This is a genomic window from Ramlibacter sp. P4_H7, assembly GCF_056400765.1.
On sequence record NZ_JBFUKP010000003.1, the window covers coordinates 1 to 17909 of the forward strand.

General features: G+C 69.2%; 21 protein-coding genes. 7 read left to right on the plus strand and 14 right to left on the minus strand.

Annotated elements, in window-relative coordinates; translation table 11 throughout:
- Positions 1–265 precede the first annotated feature (265 nt).
- Positions 266–661, minus strand: a complete 396-nt coding sequence (locus AC1DSA_RS05215) for a hypothetical protein (RefSeq protein WP_477886768.1) — start codon at positions 659–661, stop codon at positions 266–268.
- A gap of 466 nt (positions 662–1127) precedes the next feature.
- On the opposite strand from AC1DSA_RS05215, the gene AC1DSA_RS05220 reads away from it, so the two are divergent.
- The gene (locus tag AC1DSA_RS05220) at positions 1128–1730 is read left to right on the plus strand and encodes a DUF3455 domain-containing protein (protein ID WP_477886770.1); all 603 of its coding nucleotides are present in this window, start codon (positions 1128–1130) and stop codon (positions 1728–1730) included.
- 8 nt (positions 1731–1738) lie between these two features.
- Here AC1DSA_RS05220 and AC1DSA_RS05225 read toward each other — a convergent pair whose 3' ends face one another.
- A complete protein-coding gene (locus tag AC1DSA_RS05225; protein ID WP_477886772.1) occupies positions 1739–2236 on the minus strand; it encodes an N-acetyltransferase family protein in 498 nt (165 codons plus the stop codon).
- A gap of 99 nt (positions 2237–2335) precedes the next feature.
- Positions 2336–3019, minus strand: coding sequence for a winged helix-turn-helix transcriptional regulator (locus tag AC1DSA_RS05230; protein ID WP_477886774.1), 684 nt, complete (start codon positions 3017–3019; stop codon positions 2336–2338).
- 127 nt (positions 3020–3146) lie between these two features.
- On the opposite strand from AC1DSA_RS05230, the gene AC1DSA_RS05235 reads away from it, so the two are divergent.
- On the plus strand, positions 3147–4034 hold the full coding sequence (locus AC1DSA_RS05235) for a class I SAM-dependent methyltransferase (RefSeq protein WP_477886776.1): 888 nt from the start codon (positions 3147–3149) through the stop codon (positions 4032–4034).
- 18 nt (positions 4035–4052) lie between these two features.
- On the opposite strand, the gene AC1DSA_RS05240 is transcribed toward AC1DSA_RS05235, so the two are convergent.
- Complete coding sequence (locus AC1DSA_RS05240; RefSeq protein ID WP_477886778.1) at positions 4053–4874, minus strand: IclR family transcriptional regulator; 822 nt, start codon at positions 4872–4874, stop codon at positions 4053–4055.
- 117 nt (positions 4875–4991) lie between these two features.
- Between AC1DSA_RS05240 and AC1DSA_RS05245 the strand changes: the two genes are divergently transcribed.
- The 3 genes from AC1DSA_RS05245 to fahA are packed head-to-tail and all read left to right on the plus strand — an operon-like array spanning position 4992 to position 8311.
- Positions 4992–5954 (plus strand): MBL fold metallo-hydrolase, encoded by a 963-nt coding sequence (locus AC1DSA_RS05245; RefSeq protein WP_477886780.1) that lies wholly within the window; start codon positions 4992–4994, stop codon positions 5952–5954.
- A 43-nt stretch (positions 5955–5997) separates the two neighbouring features.
- Positions 5998–6975 (plus strand): Bug family tripartite tricarboxylate transporter substrate binding protein, encoded by a 978-nt coding sequence (locus tag AC1DSA_RS05250; protein WP_477886782.1) that lies wholly within the window; start codon positions 5998–6000, stop codon positions 6973–6975.
- Between the two features lie 16 nt (positions 6976–6991).
- Complete coding sequence (fahA, locus tag AC1DSA_RS05255; protein WP_477886784.1) at positions 6992–8311, plus strand: fumarylacetoacetase; 1320 nt, start codon at positions 6992–6994, stop codon at positions 8309–8311.
- 142 nt (positions 8312–8453) lie between these two features.
- Here the strand turns inward: fahA and AC1DSA_RS05260 are convergent, their stop codons facing one another.
- From AC1DSA_RS05260 to AC1DSA_RS05270, 3 genes are read right to left on the minus strand one after another with little or no spacing between them, the layout of a single operon-like run.
- Complete coding sequence (locus AC1DSA_RS05260; protein WP_477886786.1) at positions 8454–8660, minus strand: DUF2783 domain-containing protein; 207 nt, start codon at positions 8658–8660, stop codon at positions 8454–8456.
- Positions 8657–10279, minus strand: coding sequence for an FAD-dependent oxidoreductase (locus tag AC1DSA_RS05265; protein WP_477886788.1), 1623 nt, complete (start codon positions 10277–10279; stop codon positions 8657–8659). Before AC1DSA_RS05265 ends, AC1DSA_RS05260 begins: the two co-directional genes overlap by 4 nt.
- A 7-nt stretch (positions 10280–10286) precedes the next feature.
- Positions 10287–10823, minus strand: coding sequence for a VOC family protein (locus AC1DSA_RS05270; RefSeq protein WP_477886790.1), 537 nt, complete (start codon positions 10821–10823; stop codon positions 10287–10289).
- Positions 10824–10995: 172 nt separating this feature from the next.
- Here AC1DSA_RS05270 and AC1DSA_RS05275 point away from each other — a divergent pair, with 172 nt between their 5' ends.
- A complete protein-coding gene (locus AC1DSA_RS05275) occupies positions 10996–11436 on the plus strand; it encodes a MarR family winged helix-turn-helix transcriptional regulator (RefSeq protein ID WP_477886792.1) in 441 nt (146 codons plus the stop codon).
- A gap of 39 nt (positions 11437–11475) precedes the next feature.
- Here AC1DSA_RS05275 and AC1DSA_RS05280 read toward each other — a convergent pair whose 3' ends face one another.
- Together AC1DSA_RS05280 and AC1DSA_RS05285 are read right to left on the minus strand one after the other, a co-directional pair.
- A complete protein-coding gene (locus AC1DSA_RS05280; protein WP_477886794.1) occupies positions 11476–11859 on the minus strand; it encodes a septal ring lytic transglycosylase RlpA family protein in 384 nt (127 codons plus the stop codon).
- Positions 11860–11895: 36 nt separating this feature from the next.
- Complete coding sequence (locus tag AC1DSA_RS05285) at positions 11896–12375, minus strand: VOC family protein (protein ID WP_477886796.1); 480 nt, start codon at positions 12373–12375, stop codon at positions 11896–11898.
- A gap of 218 nt (positions 12376–12593) precedes the next feature.
- On the opposite strand from AC1DSA_RS05285, the gene AC1DSA_RS05290 reads away from it, so the two are divergent.
- The gene (locus AC1DSA_RS05290; RefSeq protein ID WP_477886798.1) at positions 12594–14006 is read left to right on the plus strand and encodes a phospholipase D-like domain-containing protein; all 1413 of its coding nucleotides are present in this window, start codon (positions 12594–12596) and stop codon (positions 14004–14006) included.
- A gap of 92 nt (positions 14007–14098) precedes the next feature.
- Here the strand turns inward: AC1DSA_RS05290 and AC1DSA_RS05295 are convergent, their stop codons facing one another.
- The 5 genes from AC1DSA_RS05295 to AC1DSA_RS05315 all read right to left on the minus strand — a co-directional run bounded on the left by AC1DSA_RS05295 (position 14099) and on the right by AC1DSA_RS05315 (position 17826).
- Entirely contained in the window at positions 14099–14620 is a 522-nt protein-coding gene (locus AC1DSA_RS05295; protein ID WP_477886800.1) for a hypothetical protein, read from the minus strand.
- A 235-nt stretch (positions 14621–14855) separates the two neighbouring features.
- A complete protein-coding gene (locus tag AC1DSA_RS05300; protein WP_477886802.1) occupies positions 14856–15074 on the minus strand; it encodes a hypothetical protein in 219 nt (72 codons plus the stop codon).
- Between the two features lie 291 nt (positions 15075–15365).
- Positions 15366–15794 carry a hypothetical protein gene (locus tag AC1DSA_RS05305; RefSeq protein WP_477886804.1) on the minus strand — a complete coding sequence of 143 codons (429 nt, stop codon included), beginning with the start codon at positions 15792–15794 and terminating at the stop codon, positions 15366–15368.
- A gap of 25 nt (positions 15795–15819) precedes the next feature.
- Entirely contained in the window at positions 15820–17223 is a 1404-nt protein-coding gene (locus tag AC1DSA_RS05310) for a vanadium-dependent haloperoxidase (RefSeq protein ID WP_477886806.1), read from the minus strand.
- 186 nt (positions 17224–17409) lie between these two features.
- A complete protein-coding gene (locus tag AC1DSA_RS05315; RefSeq protein ID WP_477886808.1) occupies positions 17410–17826 on the minus strand; it encodes a DUF1801 domain-containing protein in 417 nt (138 codons plus the stop codon).
- Between the last annotated feature and the right edge of the window lie 83 nt (positions 17827–17909).

Sequence of the window (17909 nt, forward strand, 5' to 3'; positions counted from 1 at the left end):
GCGCCAAGGACTGATCGCCCCCTCATGGCCAACAGGGACGAACCCCAGGAAGTGCTGACGCCGATAACAAGTCCGGCTCATTGCAAGCCGATCGAACGTTTGGCGCTGCTTCCTACCACGCGGAACCCATGACGGCACGGGCTCAAGCAGCCCACACACGATGCCGGATATACGACCGCAGGCGTTGCTCTTGAAGCCAACAACAGTGATCAGGGCCTTGTCGTTGGAGAGGAGTCCATATACGACTTGTTAGGCAGCATCGCCCTCATCGCGGCTTCATGTCCGTGATGTCGAAGTAAACAATTCGCTGATTACCGCCGGGCGTGTCGATTCGTGCTGCATAGAGAACGCGGGTCGACAGAATGTACCGGCTATCCAAACGGTTTAGCTTTCCACCCGGAATGTTCGATTCAATCCACTTGGTCATTGCTCGATCTTGTTCCTCGAGCGTCAGCGGGCCAACAAGCCGGACGGCCGAATCAGCTGCGGCTCCATCTCCACCAGCGATACGAGGGCTGCCAACGCATGCGGCGAGCAAGACCGTGATTCCGAGAAGGAGGAGAACCCGGAAGTTCATGCTGTCTAACGTGATATAGCCCGCAACCCTGCGGAATAACACCAAGCTGCTGCCATCAAGATCTCCTGTCGAATGCACGTGCAAGTGCTTGATTTATATCATCGGGCCCTGCGCGCCGCGCCGACTGTTGTCCGCGAAAACCGAGCGCATTCCCGCAAGTCCGCGGGATAACATTTTGGTGACCTGAACACCTGCCGCGTCCACGGCCCTTGCTACATCGACATGGACGCATGTTTCTGGAGGCCTGAACAGCGCCGAAAATGCCGCTGATTCCCGCAGATGAACGCAGGGACTGGGCCAAGCCGATCGGGCTGGTGGTTCTGGCGATGGGCGGGTTGTTCATCGTGATGATGATCCTCGCCCTGATTGCCGGGGCCTGACCCATCGCGACGGCCTCGCGATACGTCCCGGCTACAAATCCGCACCCCGTTCGCATCACCCGCGATACATCGCGCCCGCAGACTGCATTCCGGTCGGAACAGCTGACTCCAGCCGCTTCTGCCGGCAGGTCCGCGGGGCCTGCTCCATCGCCACGCCGAAGGAGAAAACGATGCGAACCTTTCAATTCCAGGACGCAATGACGCGGCCGATTCGCGGCCATGGCGCTCGCCTGCGCCCGCTGCGCTTCCTGGCCGGGCCGCTGGCGGTCCTGCTCGCCGGGTGCGGGACGCTGCCGGCGCCCGTCACCGACGCGCCCGTTCCCGCGCAGCTCGACCCCGGACCCGGGCACCGCCTGGTCGCCACGCTGCATGCGCGCGGCGTGCAGGTGTACCAGTGCCGCGAGGCCAAGGAGACGGCCGGCCGCTACGAGTGGGCGTTCGTCGGTCCCGAGGCCGAACTGTTGGACACGCGGCTGCATCCGGGCGGCCGGCACTTCGCGGGGCCGTCCTGGGAAGCGCCGGACGGCAGCCGGGTCGTCGGCAGCGGCGTGCGCGCACGCGCCGATGCGTCGGTGCCCGGCGCCATCCCGCAGCTGCTGCTCGCGACGCATTCGGAAGGACCCACCGGCCGCTTCAGCGACGTGGTCGCGGTCCAGCGCGTGAACACGCGCGGCGGCATCGCTCCCGACAGCGCCTGCGCACCCGCCAACACCAGCGAGAAGGTGCGCGTGCCGTACACGGCCGACTACCGCCTGTTCAGCGCAGCGCGCTGAGCGCGCCATCACTTCGTGGAGCCTCCCGAGCCCGCAAACTCCAGGAGCGCCGATCCGGCCAGCCGGTGGCGCACCCATTCCTCCATCGGCCGCGCGCCGATGGAGCGGTAGAACTCCAGTGCCGGCTCGTTCCAGTCCAGCACGCTCCATTCGAAGCGCCCGCACCCTTCCTGCACGGCGACGCGCGCCAGGTGCTGCAGCAGGACCTTGCCGGCGCCGAGCCTGCGGTACGCGGGCGTGAGGTACAGGTCTTCGAGGTACAGGCCCTTCCTGCCCTGCCAGGTGGAGTAGTTGAAGAAGTAGACGGCGAAGCCCGCTGCCACGCCGTCCACGCTGCAGATCAGCGCGCGGGCCGGACTGCCAGCACCGAACAGCGACCTGCGGATGTCGTCTTCGTCGGCGACGACCTCCTGCTCGGCCTTCTCGTAGATGGCAAGTTCCCGGATGAAGCGCAGGATCAGCGCGGCGTCGTTCGCCTCGGCGGCTCGGATCTCGATGGAAGGCATGGGGCGACTTTAACTGCGTCGCAATGCCGGTTGGGTGAGGTGCGCGGGATCGGGGTGCATCACCGTTGTGCTGCGGCCTGCGGGCCCGGACCGCGGGCCTCACCGCATGGCGAGTCGTGTCGGCGCGAACATGCTTCGCCCCAGCCAGCGCCACAGCAATTGCCCTTGGCGCCCGGCGCCCTGCACCACCAGCAAACCGGCGCTGATCTCCTGCCCCGGGTCGCTGTCGCCGGTCCAGATCTCGGTCAGCGAGCGGACGGTGGAATCCACGATCACCGTCACCTCGTGCCCGGGGTCGTCCCGGCACAGATCGGCGGCGCCGTCGTCCACCACCAGCCACCACAGCCGCTCCGCCACGGGCGCGTCGCGAAAGCGGAAATGCACGACGGTGCGCCGGCTTGCCGGGAACGCGTCGATGCGCGCGAAGCGCCGGATGTCCCACATCAGGAAACCGGCATCGAGCTGCTCGCGCCGCAGTCGGCTGCCGATCCACCGCGCGCCCCAGTGGCCGATGGCGACCACGATCGGACGCAGTTCCTCGCCGGCCGGGGTGAGGTGGTATTCCCAGCTCTTGCCGGCCCGCCGCCGCTCGACCACGCCGATCGCCTCCAGCTTGCGCAGCCGCTGCGTCAGGAGGGTCGGGGACATCCGCGGCACGCCGCGCTGGATGTCGTTGAAGCGGCAACTGCCGCAGAGCAGTTCCCGCACCACCAGCGGGGTCCAGAGCTCGCCCAGCACCTCAGCGCCGCGGGCCACCGTGCAGAACTGCATGTAATCGATCATGGCGGAGTCTATGCCTCACCCTCCGCATCGAACACTCCAGAATCTGGACTTGAGGCAAGCACCCCCGCGGAATACCTTGCGATCAGCCCTCGCATGTCGCGCCGGCACCCCCACCAGGAGAGCCGCCATGGCTGCAACCCTCCAAGTCCCCCCTGTCGCCACCCGCTTCGACCCGGACAAGTTTCGCGCCACGACCCGAACCCAATGGGAGGCCGCGGCCGGAGCGTGGGACCGCTGGTCTCCCCTGCTGGCCCGCTGGCTGGGCCCGGCGACCGAAGCGATGATGGACGCGGCCGGCGTCGCGCCCGGCGCGCGCGTGCTCGACATCGCAGCAGGAGCCGGCGAACAGACCCTGGTGGCCGCGCGCCGTGCCGGTCCAACCGGGCACGTGCTTGCCACCGACATCTCGCCCGCCATCCTGCGTTACGCCAAGGCGGCCGCAGAGCAGGCCGGCCTGGCGAATGTCGAGACCCGCGAGCTCGACGGCGAACGCCACGACCTGCTGCCGGCGGGCTCTTTCGACGCCGCGATCTCGCGCGTCGGCCTGATCTACTTTCCCGACCAGCAGCGCGCGCTGGCGGGCATCCGCCACGCACTGCGGCCGGAAGGCCGATTCGCCGCGGTGGTGTACTCCACGCCGGAGAAGAACCCGTTCTTTGCGCTGCCGGTCGGCATCATCCGCCGCCGCGCGCAGCTGGCGCCACCGCTGCCGGGCCAGCCGGGACCTTTTTCGCTGGGCGCCGAGGGCGTCCTGCAGCGCACGCTGGAGGAGGCAGGCTTTCGCGACGTGCAAATTCGGAAGGTCGACTCGCCGCTGCGCCTGCCGACCGCGGCGGAGTGCGTGCGATTCGAGCGCGAGTCCTTCGGCGCCCTGCTGCAGATGATGTCCGGCATGAGCGACGACGAACGCGCCGCCACCTGGGACGAGATCGAAAGCACGCTGCGCCGCTTCGAGACGGCGGAAGATGGCTTCGTGGGTCCTTGCGAAATGCTGGTCGGCAGCGGAACGCGCTGATCGAACGCGCGCCGCGCTTCAACCCGCCGCTGCGCCCAGCCCGCGGCTGATGGCCGCGGCGGCCTCGCGCACCGCGCGCGCGCCGGCGCCGTTCCAGTCCGCCTTGAGCCGGTCTTCATGGTCGAGCGCGGTGAGCACCAGGGCCGGCCGGCCCTCGTGGTCGAAGGCCGCGGCGCTGAAGGCATTGACGCCGGGAATCGGCCGGCCCGCGGCGCGTGCCACTCCATGGCGCCGCACCTCCGCGGCGGCCTCGTCGACTTCCTTGCGCCAGGTCCGTGCGCCCGCGCGCGCGGCGCCGACTTCGTAGCCGGGTGACAGGGTGATCGCGCGTTCCAGCTGCTCGGCAGGCATCGCCGCGGCGAATGCGCGTCCCGTCGCCGTGCCCAGCACCGACATCACGCTGCCCACGCGCAGCATGATGTGCAGCGGCTGCTGTGCCTCCTCCAGGCGGACGATGGTCGGCCCGAAATTGCCCCACACCGCGATGGCGACCGCGTGTCCCGTAGTGCGGGCGAGGTCCTGCGCAATGGGCTCGGCGAGCTTCAGCGGGTCGAGCTGGTGCAGGCAGGCCAGCCCGATCTGCAGCGCCGCCGGGCCGAGCGCGTAGTAGCCGCTGCCGGATTCCTGCGCGACCAGGCCGAGCCGCTGGAAGCTCACGAGATAGGGGTGCGCCCGCGAAGGCACGAGCCCGGCGCGGGCGGCCAGTTCCTTCAGGGGCAAGGGGCCGGGACACTCGGCCAGGGCCAGCAGCAGCCGGCCTCCGACTTCCACCGATTGCACGGCACGGCGGCCGTCTTCCGCTTCTTCTGCGGCCGGCTGGTTCTTCTGGGATGCGGGCATTCCCTGATTTTGTTCATTGCAAACCCGTTTGACAAGCGTCGGCCGCTGCGCCATGATCGCAAACTCGTTTGGTATCAACAAATCCCGATCCACGCCCCCTCCTCCACGCCCTCCCCCATGAGCACCAGCACCAAAGCCTTTGCCTCCCAGGCCGACCTCGAGGAAAAGAAGGTCAGCTTCGTCCAGCTGTCGCCGAACGCCTATGCCTACACCGCCGAGGGTGACCCGAACACCGGCGTGATCGTGGGCGACGACGCCGTGATGGTGATCGACACGCAGGCCACGCCGGTGATGGCGCAGGACGTGGTGCGCCGCATCCGCGAAGTGACCGACAAGCCGATCAAGTACGTGGTGCTGAGCCACTACCACGCGGTGCGCGTGCTCGGCGCCTCGGGCTACCAGCCCGAGCACGTGATCGCCAGCCGCGACACCTACGACCTGATCGTGGAGCGCGGCGAACAGGACAAGGCCAGCGAGATCGGCCGCTTTCCGCGGCTGTTCCGCGCCGTCGAATCGGTGCCGCCGGGGCTCACCTGGCCCACCATGACTTTCGAGGGGCGGATGTCGGTCTGGCTGGGCAGCCTGGAAGTGCAGCTGCTGCAGCTCGGTCGCGGCCACACCAAGGGCGACACGGTCGTCTGGCTGCCCCAGCAGCGCATCCTGTTCTCGGGCGACCTGGTGGAATTCGACGCGACGCCCTACGCCGGCGACGCCTATTTCCGCGACTGGCCGCAGACTCTCGACAACCTCGCCAAGCTGGATCCGGTGGCCCTGGTGCCCGGGCGCGGCGCAGCGCTCACCACCCCGGCCCGGGTGCGTGAAGGCCTCGCCTGCACGCGGGCGTTCATCAGCGACGTGCATGCGTGCGTGCAGGCCGGCGTGAAGGCCGGCAAGGACCTCCACGCCGTCTACCGCGACACCTGCGCCAAGCTCAAGCCGAAGTATGGCCACTGGGTGATCTTCGACCACTGCATGCCCTTCGACGTGACCCGCTGCTACGACGAGGCCACGCAGCATCCCGACCCGCGCATCTGGACCGCCGAGCGCGACCGCCAGATGTGGGCCGCGCTCGAGGGCTGAAGCCCCACCGCGCATTCTTTCAACCCTCGTGGAGACAAGACCCGTGAACCTGAACAAGCTTTCCCGCCGCGGCGCGCTGGCGCTCGCCGTCGCCGCCGCCACCCTGCCCGCATCCGTACTGGCGCAGGACAGCCGCCCCATCGAGTGGGTGGTCGGCTACGCCGCCGGCGGCGGCTCTGATGCCGTGGCGCGCACCGTGGCGGAGGCGATGGGCAAGACCCTTGGCCAGCCCATCGTCATCAACAACAAGCCGGGCGCGGCCACCAACATCGCCGCCGCCTACGTCGCCAACGCCCGGGACAACGGGCACCTCCTGTTCACGGCGGACTTCGCCACCCTGGCCGCAAACCCGTGGCTGTTTCCCAAGCTGCCGTACAACGCGGAGAAGGACTTCATCCCGGTCGGCATGCTGGCCCGCTTTCCGCTGCTGCTGGTGGTGTCTCCCAACGTCCCGGCGAAGAACTTCAAGGAGTTCGTCGCGTGGGTCAAGGCGCAGTCGGGTCCGGTGAGCTACGCGTCGGCCGGCGTCGGCAGCCCGCACCACCTGGCCACCGAGCTGCTGCGCGAGCGCACCGGCCTGAAGCTGCAGCACGTGGCCTATCGCGGCGCCGCCCCGGCGGTGCAGGACCTGCTGGGGGGCCAGGTTCCCTTCGGCCTGATCGACACCGCCAGCGTGCAGCAGTACGTGGCCACCGGCAAGCTGCGCGCGCTCGGCGTCGCCAGCCCGGCGCGGCTGGCCACGATGCCCGAGATCCCGACGCTCGCCGAGCAGGGCGTCGCCGACTTCGCCGCCTATGCGTGGCAGGGCCTGGTCGTGCCGGCCGGAACGCCGCCCGAAACGGTGGCCCGCTACAGCAAGGCGTTGCAGGCGGCGCTGGAGTCCACGCCGGTGAAGGCGCGCTTCCAGGCGCTGGGGCTGGAGGGCATGCCCGGCACGCCGCAGCAGATGACCGCCTACGCCCGGCAGGAGCGCGACCGCTGGGGCAAGCTGGTGCAGTCCGCCGGCATCAAGATGGATTGACCGGCACGCAGCGAGCATGCAGATCGACGCCACCCACGACCCGGCCCTGCGCAGCTGGGTCGAATCCGCGAACGAAGACGACAGCGACTTCCCGATCCAGAACCTGCCCTTCGGGCGTTTCCGCCGCGCGGGATCTTCGCAGGCCTGGCGGATCGGCGTGGCGATCGGCGACCAGGTGCTGGACCTGCGCGCCGCGCGCGAGCACGCACCCTGGCCCGCGGACGTGGCGGCCACGCTGGCGCCGCTCGCGGCCGGCGACCTGAACACCTTCATGGCCGCCGGCTCCGCTGCGCGCCGCGCCCTGCGCACGGCGCTGTCGCAGGCGCTGGCGCACGGCAGCGCGCAGCAGCAGGCGCTCGCGCCCTGCCTCTTGCCGCAGTCCGCGATCGAGCTCACCGTTCCGTGCGCGATCGGCGACTACACGGATTTCTACACCGGCATCCACCACGCCACCACGGTGGGTCGCCTGTTCCGGCCGGACAACCCCCTGCTGCCCAATTACCAGTGGGTGCCGATCGGCTACCACGGGCGCAGTTCGTCCATCGTGGCGAGCGGCCACCCGGTGCGCCGTCCGCTGGGCCAGGCCAGGCCAGCGGACGCGCAACAGCCTTCGTTCGGACCCAGCCAGCGGCTCGACTACGAAGTGGAACTGGGCTTCCTGGTCGGCCCGGGCAACGCCCTGGGGCAGCCGATCGCGATCGACGACGCCGAGGACCACCTGTTCGGCGTGACGCTGTTCAACGACTGGTCCGCACGCGACATCCAGCCCTGGGAGTACCAGCCGCTCGGTCCCTTCCTGTCGAAGAACTTCGCCAGCACCATTTCGCCGTGGGTCGTGACGATGGAGGCCCTCGCCCCGTTCCGCGCGCCGCTGCAGCGCCCTTCGGGCTCGGCCGAGCCGCTGCCTTATCTCGACTCGCGCGCCACCCGTGAGAAGGGAGCGATCGCCGTGCGGCTCGAGGCCTGGCTGCAGACCGCCGCGATGCGTGCCGCCGGCGAAGCGCCGGTGCGCCTGTCCAGCGCGCGCAGCGACGAAGCGGCGTTCTGGACCCCCGCGCAGCTGGTGGCGCACCACACCAGCGGCGGCTGCAACCTGCAGCCGGGCGACCTGTTCGGCTCGGGCACCTTGTCGGGTCCGGCGCCGGACCAGGCCGGCTCGCTGCTGGAACTCAGCCAGGGCGGCAAGCAAGCGATCCGGCTGCCCAATGGGGAGTCGCGAACCTTCCTGGCCGATGGCGACACGTTGATGCTGCGCGGGATCTGCGAGCGTCCGGGCGTACGCCGCATTGGTTTCGGTGAGTGCGCCGGAACCGTTCTGCCGGCACACCAGGCGTAGGCTGGCGCGCCCTTCGGCCGCACCCCCGCGCTCCGGCGCGGCTGAATGCGGCTCCCCGTAGGCTGGCGCGGCCGAAGGCCGCGGACGGTGAGCGCAGCGAACCCCAGCATTGCGGCGCCGAAGAGCACCAGCCCTGCAGGGGCTACGAGGCCTTGCGTTCCCCCGCGCGCCGCGCAACGTCCATCGCGTGCGACAGCACGGCGCGGTCGCCGACGTGGTTGGCCAGCACCAGCAGCAGGCGCGCCTGGAACAGCGTGGCCTGTTCGTCGTCGAGGTCGCGCTGCATGCCGATCAGTTCTTGGTAGAAGCCGTCCGGATCGGGAATGTTGGGTTGGAGCTGGAGGTTCATGCGAAGTCCTTCAGGTGGCAGGCGCGCGCGAGCGCGGCGCGGATGCGGGCCGGGTCGAAGCTGCGCCAGCGCGCGGCCACGTGCCGGTCGGGGCGCAGCAGGTACACCGTGCCGGGCCGCGCGTCGTAGCGCTGCGCGAGCAGGCCTTCGGCATCGCTGAAATCAAGGCCGACGCAGACCACCTCGGCGGCAACGTCGCCGCAACGCACCTCGGGCACCGGCGCCTCCGGCGCGAACACCAGCAGTGCAAAGCCCGCCGGCAACTGGTTCAGGAACCACAGTTTCTCGCCGCGGCGCTTGACCGGCGCATCGGCGCAATTGGTGCCGGGGCGCATGGCGCCGGCGAAGCCATCCTCGTCCGGCGTGTTGAGCGAGGACTGCAGGTAGGGCGTGGGCGTCGACAGCCGACCGCTGTTCACCAGCTTGCGGGCGAACGGCTGTTCCTCCGCCAGCTGCAGCACCGCGTCGCGCAGCACCCGGCTGGCCTGGCTCTTGGGCGTGATGAAGTCGGTGGAGCGGGTGGAGTTCAGCAGGTTGTCGTCGGCGGCAAAGGCGCGCTCCTCGTGATACGAGTCGAGCAGTGCTGCCGGCGCGCGTCCATCGAGCACCAGCTTGAGCTTCCACACCAGGTTGTCGACGTCCTGCACGCCGGTGTTGGCGCCGCGGGCGCCGAAGGGCGAGACCTGGTGCGCCGCGTCGCCGGCGAACAGCACGCGGCCGTGGCGGAACCGGTCGATCCGCCGGCAGGCGAACTGGTACACGGAGACCCACTCCAGCTCGAACTCGACGTCCTTGCCCAGCATGGCCTGGATCCGCGGGATCACGTTTTCGGGTTTCTTCTCGCGTTCCGGGTCGGCGTCCCAGCCGAGCTGGAAGTCGATGCGCCAGACGTTGTCGCACTGCCGGTGCAGCAGCACGCTCTGGCCGCGGTGGAACGGCGGGTCGAACCAGAACCAGCGCTCGGTGGGAAAGTCCGCCTTCATCACGACATCGGCGATCAGGAACCGGTCCTGGAAGAACTGGCCGGTGAACTCCGCACCCAGCATCTTGCGCGTGTCGCTGTTGGCGCCGTCGCAGGCGATCACCCAGTCGGCCTCCAGCTGGAAGACACCGTCGGGCGTTTCCAGCGTCAGCCGGGCGTGGTCGGCCTCCTGCGACAGGCTGATCAGCTTGTGCTTCCAGCGCAGGTCCACCAGTCCGCTCTTCTCGCAGGCCTCCACCAGGAATTCCTCCAGGTAGTACTGCTGCAGGTTGATCATGGCGGGCATCTTGTGGCCCTCCTCCGGCAGCAGGTCGAACTGGTAGACCAGGTCGTCGTGGAAGAACACCTTGCCGACGTTCCAGCGCACGCCCCTGCGCGCCATGGCCTCGCCGACGCCCAGCCGGTCCCAGATCTCCAGGGCGCGCTTGGCGTAGCAGACGGCGCGCGAGCCGACGCTGACGGTGTTGTTGTCGTCCAGCAGCACGGCGGGAATGCCGCGGCTCGCGCATTCCAGCGCCGCGGTCAGTCCGATGGGCCCGGCGCCGACGATCACGACCGGGTGCCGCCTCACGACGCCCAGCCGCTGCTCCTCGGACTGCCGGTAGGCGAATTCGGGATACGTGTACGTCTTCTGCATCACCGCCTCACGCAGCCAGCTCGCGCTCGTGCATCCAGGCGGCCTGCTTGGGCGCGCGCTTGGTGCGCGACCACTCCTCCAGCATCTCCCACTTCACGTCGTCGAGCTTCTTCATCTGCTCCGGCGTGGCGGTGTCGGCCGCGAGCTCCAGGCGGTGCCCGTTGGGGTCGTAGAAGTAGATCGACTTGAAGATGGTGTGGTCGGTGATGCCCACCACCGGGATGCCGGCGGCTTCCAGCCGCGTCTTGGCCTCCACCAGCACGGCTTCGCTCTCCACCTTGAAGGCGATGTGCTGCACCCAGTCGGGCGTGTTCGGGTCGCGCCCCATGGGCGGCGAGTTCGGGATCTCGAAGAAGGCCAGGATGTTGCCGTTGCCGGCGTCCATGAACAGGTGCATGTAGGGGTCCGGCGCCTTGGTCGAGGGCACGCGGTCTTCGGCGATGGCGAGCACGAACTCCATGTCCAGGTGCTTGCGGTACCACTCGACGGTCTCGCGGGCGTCATGGCAGCGGTAGGCGACGTGATGGATGCGGTTGATCTTCAAGAGGGTCTCCTTCGGGTCGGTTTGGTAACGGTCGTGACTATCCTAACGTCGCGGATCGCGCTTTGCAAGCGCGTTTGTCATTGGCAAATCTCAAATGGCCCTGAAGCTGCCATGCGCCGCCCTCCGGAAGGCGGCGGCCCACAGGCTGGTAACGGCCGATACAATCCCCTCCATGAAGCTCGAGACGTTCTTTCCCTACCGGCTGGCAGTGCTGGCCGAGCAGGTCAGCCTGGCGACGGCGCAGGTGTATCGCGAACGCTTCGCGCTCAGCCGCGACGAATGGCGCGTGCTGGCTGCGCTGGCGCACCAGGGCGAGATCCGCGCGGCGGACGTGAAGGACCGCACCACGCTGGACAAGATGCAGGTCAGCCGCGCCCTGGCCCGGTTGGAAGACCAGGGACTGGTCGCCCGCGCCCCCGACCCGGACGACGGCCGCGCTTCGCGCGTGCGGCTGCTGCCCGCCGGAACGGCCCTCTACCGCAAGATCGTGCCCATGGTGCAGGCCCGCGAGGAATACCTGTTGTCCGACCTGACGCCCCAGGAGGTGGAGGTGTTCGCCGCCGCCATCGACAAGGTGGAAGTGCGCGCGCGGCAGCTCACGCAGCAGGGTTGAGGCGCAGTCAGGCGGCGCCGCGCGAAGTTCCGCCTGCCGTCAAAGCTCGAACAGGACGACGGGTGCTTCGCCGGCCTGCAGCAGATCGAGCGCTGCACCCGCCGCCTTGCTCAGGTCGATCACGCGCTCCGCGATCTGGGGGCCGCGGTCGTTGATGCGTACGACCACTTCGCGGCCGTTCTGGGTGTTGAGCACGCGCACGCGGGTGCCGAACGGAAGCGTCCGGTGCGCGGCGGTCAGCTCGTTCATGTCGAAGCGCTCGCCGCTGGCCGTGCGCTTGCCGTGGAAGCCCGGCCCGTACCACGAGGCCTTGCCGCGGCCCAGTTCGGCGCCCGGCGACTTCGTCACCGCGGCCGCCGGCGATGCGGGACGACCGCGGCCCGGCGCAGTGGAGCATCCGGCCAGGACCGTCAACACGGCCATCACCAACCAGCCGGCAGGAGCCAACGCCAATTGCGCTCAGCCCCGTCGCGCCGCTTCGATGGCGGCGATGTCGATCTTGCCCATCGTCATCATCGCCTCGAAGGCACGCTTGGCCGCCGCGCGATCCGGATCGGTGATCGCGTCCGTGAGCGCCCGCGGCGTGATCTGCCAGGACAGGCCCCACTTGTCCTTGCACCAGCCGCAGGCGCTGGCCTGGCCGCCGTTGCCGATGATCGCGTTCCACAGGCGGTCCGTCTCCGCCTGGTCGTCGGTCGCCACCTGGAACGAGAACGACTCGTTGTGCTGGAAGACGGGGCCGCCGTTCAGGCCGAGGCAAGGGATGCCGATGACAGTGAACTCCACCGTGAGGACATCGCCCTCCTTGCCGGAGGGATAGTCGCCGGGCGCGCCATGCACCGCACCCACGGCGCTGTCCGGGAAGGTCGCGGCGTAGAACCGCGCGGCGTCCAGCGCGGTGCCGTCGTACCAGAGACAGATCGTGTTCTTGCTGACCATGTTCGTCCTCCGATGCATGAGAGGTCGCGCCGACGGGCGATGAAGACGGCTCGACGGCACTTGGCGATCGCCGGCCCGGGCTGGCGCATCCGGGAGAGAGTCTGCCACCGATGGCAAGGCATGCGGCGCCTGCAGGCGCGCCGACGCGACCGCACGGCGAGCCGCAGGGCCGTGCCCAGCGCCCCGGGGTAACCTCAGCCTTCCCGCCCTCCTCCTCCATGCTCTTCGCCCTCAGTCCGCGCCACTGGCTCACCCTGCACACGGCGGTGGTGCTGCTGGCGCTGGTGGCCTACGTCGCCATCTCGCTGGCGCGGCGGCAGCGCCGCCATCCCTCGGCGGCGATCGGATGGGTGCTGCTGCTGGTGCTGGCGCCCTACGTCGGCCTGCCGCTGTTCCTCATGCTGGGCTCCCGCAAGGTCCTGCGTGCGCAGCGACAAGCGGGCGTCGTCGATCGCGCCATGATGCAGGCGCTGCAGGGCCCCGCAGGGCGCATGCGGGCCGTGGCAATGAGCCTGGGCCTGCCCGCCGCGGTGCGGTGCGACGGGCTGGCGATCCACCCGGACGGCGCGGCCGCACTGGAGCGGCTGAAGGCGCTGGTGCTGTCCGCGCGACAGACCCTCGAGGTGAGCACCTTCGTGCTCGGACGCGATGCGCTGGGGGACGAGGTGGTGCAGCTGCTCGCGCAGCGTGCGCGGGACGGGGTGCGGGTGCGCTTCATGATCGACGGGATCGGCCGCTACCTGGGCGGCATTCCCAGCCTGCGGCCGCTGCGTGCCGCGGGTGTCGAGGTGGCCTTGTTCGTGCAGCCGTGGTCCTCGCCGCTGCGCGGCCGCGTGAACCTGCGCAACCACCGCAAGGTGGCCATCGCCGACGGCGAATGGCTCTGGACGGGCGGGCGCAATCTGGCGGCCGAATACTTCGTTGGCAGCGCAGCCCCGGGCTCGGCGCCGGCCTGGACCGACCTCACCTTCGACCTGCGCGGGCCGCTGGCGGCGCAGGCGCGGGAGCAGTTCGAGCGCGACTGGGCGGTGGCGGCCGGCACCCTGCCCCCGCCAGCAGCGCAGGCCGAGGCAGCCGATGGCCGCACTGGTGCGCCACCGCTCGCGCATTTGCTGACCAGCGGGCCGGACCATGCGGACGACACCGTGTACGAGCTCCTGGTCGAGGCCTGCTTCAGCGCCGAGCGCAGCATCCTCGCCGTGACGCCGTACTTCGTGCCCGATCCTGCCCTGCTCATGGCGCTGCGGCTGGCGGCGCGACGCGGGGTCGCGGTGGACCTGCTGCTGCCGCGCCGCTCGAACCATCGGCTGGCCGATCTCGCCCGGCCGCCCGCCGTCCGCGACCTGCTGGACTCCGGCGCCCGGGTGTGGGTGGCGCCTGCCATGGTGCACGCCAAGCTGGTCGTGGTCGACGACACCGCCGCGCTGGCCGGGAGCCTGAACCTGGATTCGCGCAGCCTGTTCCTCAACTACGAAATGATGGTGGCCTTCTACGACCCCGATGCCATCGCGCGCTTCGCGGCGTGGGCCGACCAGGCCCGCGCGGGCGCCCAGCGGCTGGAGTCGCGGCGGGTGGGTGCCCTACGGGAAGTGGGCGAAGGGCTCCTGCGCTGGCTCACGTTCCAGCTCTAGGCCCGCTGCATTGATCAAGCCCCAGTGACCTGCGCGCCACCCGGCGAACCCGACACTGACGCTGCACCGCTGCCTGACTCGGGGACCACCGGTCAGCTGCGGATCAAGCCCATGTTCATGTCCGCTTGGTGCGTCTGCATGCAGCGCAGGTAGTACGCCAGCACGTCCTTCGTCAGCACGTCAACGTTCGGGTTGCGTAGCAGCACGGGAATCTCGGTTGCGGCAAACACCTTCTCCTCCGGCCGCACACGGGAACCGATGCAGAACGAGACCGCTCCGACCGCGTTGGACGCGAAGATGCCCGAGAGTGCGCGCCACGCGATGAAGCCGTTCTGCTGCCAGGGCTGCAGCGAGTCCAAAGACTGCGCCCAGGACAGCAGGTTCTCGTGGCCCTGCCCAGGAGTTGGAATGCGGGCAAGCAGTTCGACCAGTGTCTGCTTGCTGGCCATCTGCGGATAACGCAGCTTGAGTTGGCTGATTTCCTGCCACATGGGCCGGAAGAAGTTGCCCGCGTAGACCAAGGTGGCATCGCGCCTGGCCGCAATCTGGCTACGCACGTCGGGATTGTCGTGCAGGTACTTCAGAAGCGCCTTGGTGGCGGGCAGCAGTGACATGACGCCTCCTCATCGCGCGCACATCATGGCGTCGCGAATATTGACATCAACTTCCCATTGGCGCCTCCGCGCAATGCAGGGCTCGCCTCGCGCAGCACCCCAACATTCGGCCCGGATGAGGAGCTGCAGGTTGAGTATGAATGCACCGCTCCGGTCCAAAGTGGGACTCCAGTCACTTGACTCGATGTCCCGCCAACCGCGGCGATCGGCCGACAGAATCACCCTCGGCCGCGCCCTACGTCCTGGTCACTGCCGCCAAATCCCACTCTCCTGTGCCGCAGTCACGCCGCAGGACGTAGAAGCCGTCCTCCGTCTCGACCTTCCACCATCGCTGATGCGGTCCGTACCATCGATCGACGATGGAGAGCACGGGGACCCGGCGGCCGCCGAACCAGATCAGCACGGGATCCAGCTCGTCAGATGGTGCTGCCCTCGACTCGACGCGAATGTCCATGCGTCGAACGATACGCTGCAGGCAGCGTGCGACCCGGACGGCCGTGCACGGCGGGAGCCACCCGAAGTGCGCCTCGGCCCCAGCACCGTTTTACTGTGGGATCGCTACTACTGCCGCTTCATGCCCCGCAGCCTGCGCACAGCCTGCGAGCAAGGCGGTAGTGAAAGCGGCGACCAGGAGGGAGGCGGGTTTCTGCATCGTGGTCTTTCTCGGAGCGGTCGAGGTCGTGGCCGCGGGTGCGCGTCCCGCGGCGCTCCGGGATTGTGCAGCTTCCCTGCTCGGGCTCCCTCCTCATTCCCCCGCCACGCACAGCCAGTGCCAGCGCAGCACCGGGCCGTCGCAATGGTCGACGACGGCACGTTGGATGACGCCGCTGCGCAGGAACTCGACCTGGTCCCAGTCCCGCGCGATCCACTGGAAGGCTTCGTACAGGTTGTCCTGCTCGCCGGTCCGGTCGAACCGGTCGAGCAGCAGCTGCGCCAGGCCGACGCTGGCCTCCACGTTCCCCTGCAGCGCATCCACGCGCAGGGGATCGAGCGACTCGGGAAGATCCTGCTGCAGCCGCACGGGCGCAGCGACGGGGGGCTTGCCGTGGACGGCGTGCGCCGCGCCGATCGCGCCGCGCGAGGCCGTCATCGCCAGCATCAGCGCAAGCACGACGGCGACGATGGATCCGGGCAGCCAGAGGCCACGCCGGTGGAATCTGTTCGGAAGGGACATGATCGATCTCCTTGGCTGCCGGCGTTCACGGGTAGCTGCGTTGCTCGGCCAGCTTGTTGCCGGAGAGCGGCTGCATGGAATGGTTGACGGCCCATTGGGCGACCTGCCGGCCGTGCGCGATCCCCTTTTCCACCGCGTCGCGGAAGTGGAAGCCGGCGAGGATCCTGGACTCGCCGTTCTCGATCGCGGCCTGGTCGAAACTGCGGAAGTGGCGGCGCACCGCATTGCCGTCGCCGCACTTGCCTTCGGGCAGGCTCAGGCTGCAGGCATCGAAGGCGATGTCGTTGCGACCGAACACGCTCTTCATGACTTCGGCCGCCGCCGCTCCCTGCAGCGCGTGGCCTGATTCGTAGTCCGGCACCGGCGGCGCGGGTCGCAGCGACATCCAGGTCGGGTCGGCCTGGGTACCGGGGTTGTTGTCGTTCGCGGCTTCGCGGATCGCGGTGATGGGGCGCCAGAAGCGGTAGTGGTACTTGGTGGCCCAGCTCGCCACGTAGCCGTCGGCCTCGGCCGCGTTGAGCAGGGCGAACAGCCGCGCGTTCTGCCACAGGTCCAGGTGCTCGCCCTCGCTCACCGATCGCGCTATGCGGTTCCATGCCGTCGGCGAACTCTCCATCCAGAACAGGGCGACCTCGGTCTGGTCCTTCGAGCGCGCCGACCTGGTGACGATGCCGTCGCCGCCCAGGCGCCGGACCTCCTCGACGTCGCGTGCGTATCGGCGGCAAGCGAGCTTGTCCAGCAGGCGGCTGCAGTCGATCGCCAGGGGCTTGCCCGGCTCGAACTGCGTCGCCGCGCGCAGCACGAAAGGTTTGACGCCGCCCCAGCCGGCCGCGAACGCAATGGGCGGCGAGCCGGGCGTGAAGCGCCACTGACCGGGCAAGGTGCCCTGCTCGAACTTGGGATCCACCAGCACGGTGTCCGACCCGTCCTGCACGCGCAGGGCGATGATCGCCGCTGCCGCACCCTGGCCGAGGGCGATGCCCTGCTGCCTGGCCGCCGTGTCGGGGACGGCGGCCAGTGCCCTGGCGTAGTCGGCTTCCGCGCGGGCCGTGCCCGCTGCGACGCACTCCGGCGGAACGCCGGACCGGGGCAGCTGGCTCACCAGCACGTCGCGCGCCGCCGCCGCCACCGCCGCATCCGGCGAGGCCTCCGGCTGCACCGCGGGACTGAACGCGTACGGGCGCGACTGGCGCTGGATGGCGTTGACGGCGTCGTGCGCCGCCAGGTGCACCATCGCGTACAGGCGCGACTCGTGCAGCGGGTTCTCCCCGGGCACGATGCACGCCGCCACGGCGACGGCGGTGGCATTGGCGTTCGCGTCGATGATCGCGTCCGCGTGCGCGCCGCCTGCGAACAGGCCCAGCGCGAGCATCGAAGCGCCGACGAGCCGCGAGCGCGGTGTCGGCTTGCTGAAGAAATCGCGCAACATGAAGAACCCTTTCGATGGCAGTGAAGCCAGCGCGCAGTCTCGAAGGGGCTGGTATCGGGCGAACGTCGATGGGCGCCCGTATTCCGCATTCTTGTAGTCGGCGCGAATCGCAGCCGTCGCCACGAGCAACGGGGGTGTATCGCGGACGTAGCGTCGGCGGCGGGCGCCAGCGGCCCGCGCGCAGGCCTACTTCACGCGCTTGGGCCTGGCCTTCTTCGCGGAGGTGTTGAGCGCGATTGCCGCCCGGATGAGCGCCTGGAATGCGGCCGCATCGACTTCCTCACCTTCGTGGATGTCGATCGCCCGCCGCGCATTGCCGTCGAGGCTCGCGTTGAAGATCCTGGCCGGATCCTCCAGCGAAGCGCCCTTCAGGAAGGTGAGCTTCACGACCGCCTTGTACGACTCGCCGGTGCACAGGATCCCGTCGTGCGACCAGACGGGCGTGCCCATCCATTTCCACTCCTCGACGACCTCGGGGTCGGCCTCGCGGATCAGCCTGCGCATCCGGGCCAGGGTGTCGCCGCGCCAGTCGCCAAGCTCGACGATCTTGCGGTCGATCAGGTCGGATGCGGACGCGCCCTCGGTCGAAGCCGGCTTCTTCATGTTCGCCTTCCTGGTGTGCTGAAGCCTCCGCATTCTGCCAAGGGTGGGCGAGCGGAGCCAAGGCAGTCTCCCGCGCATCGGCA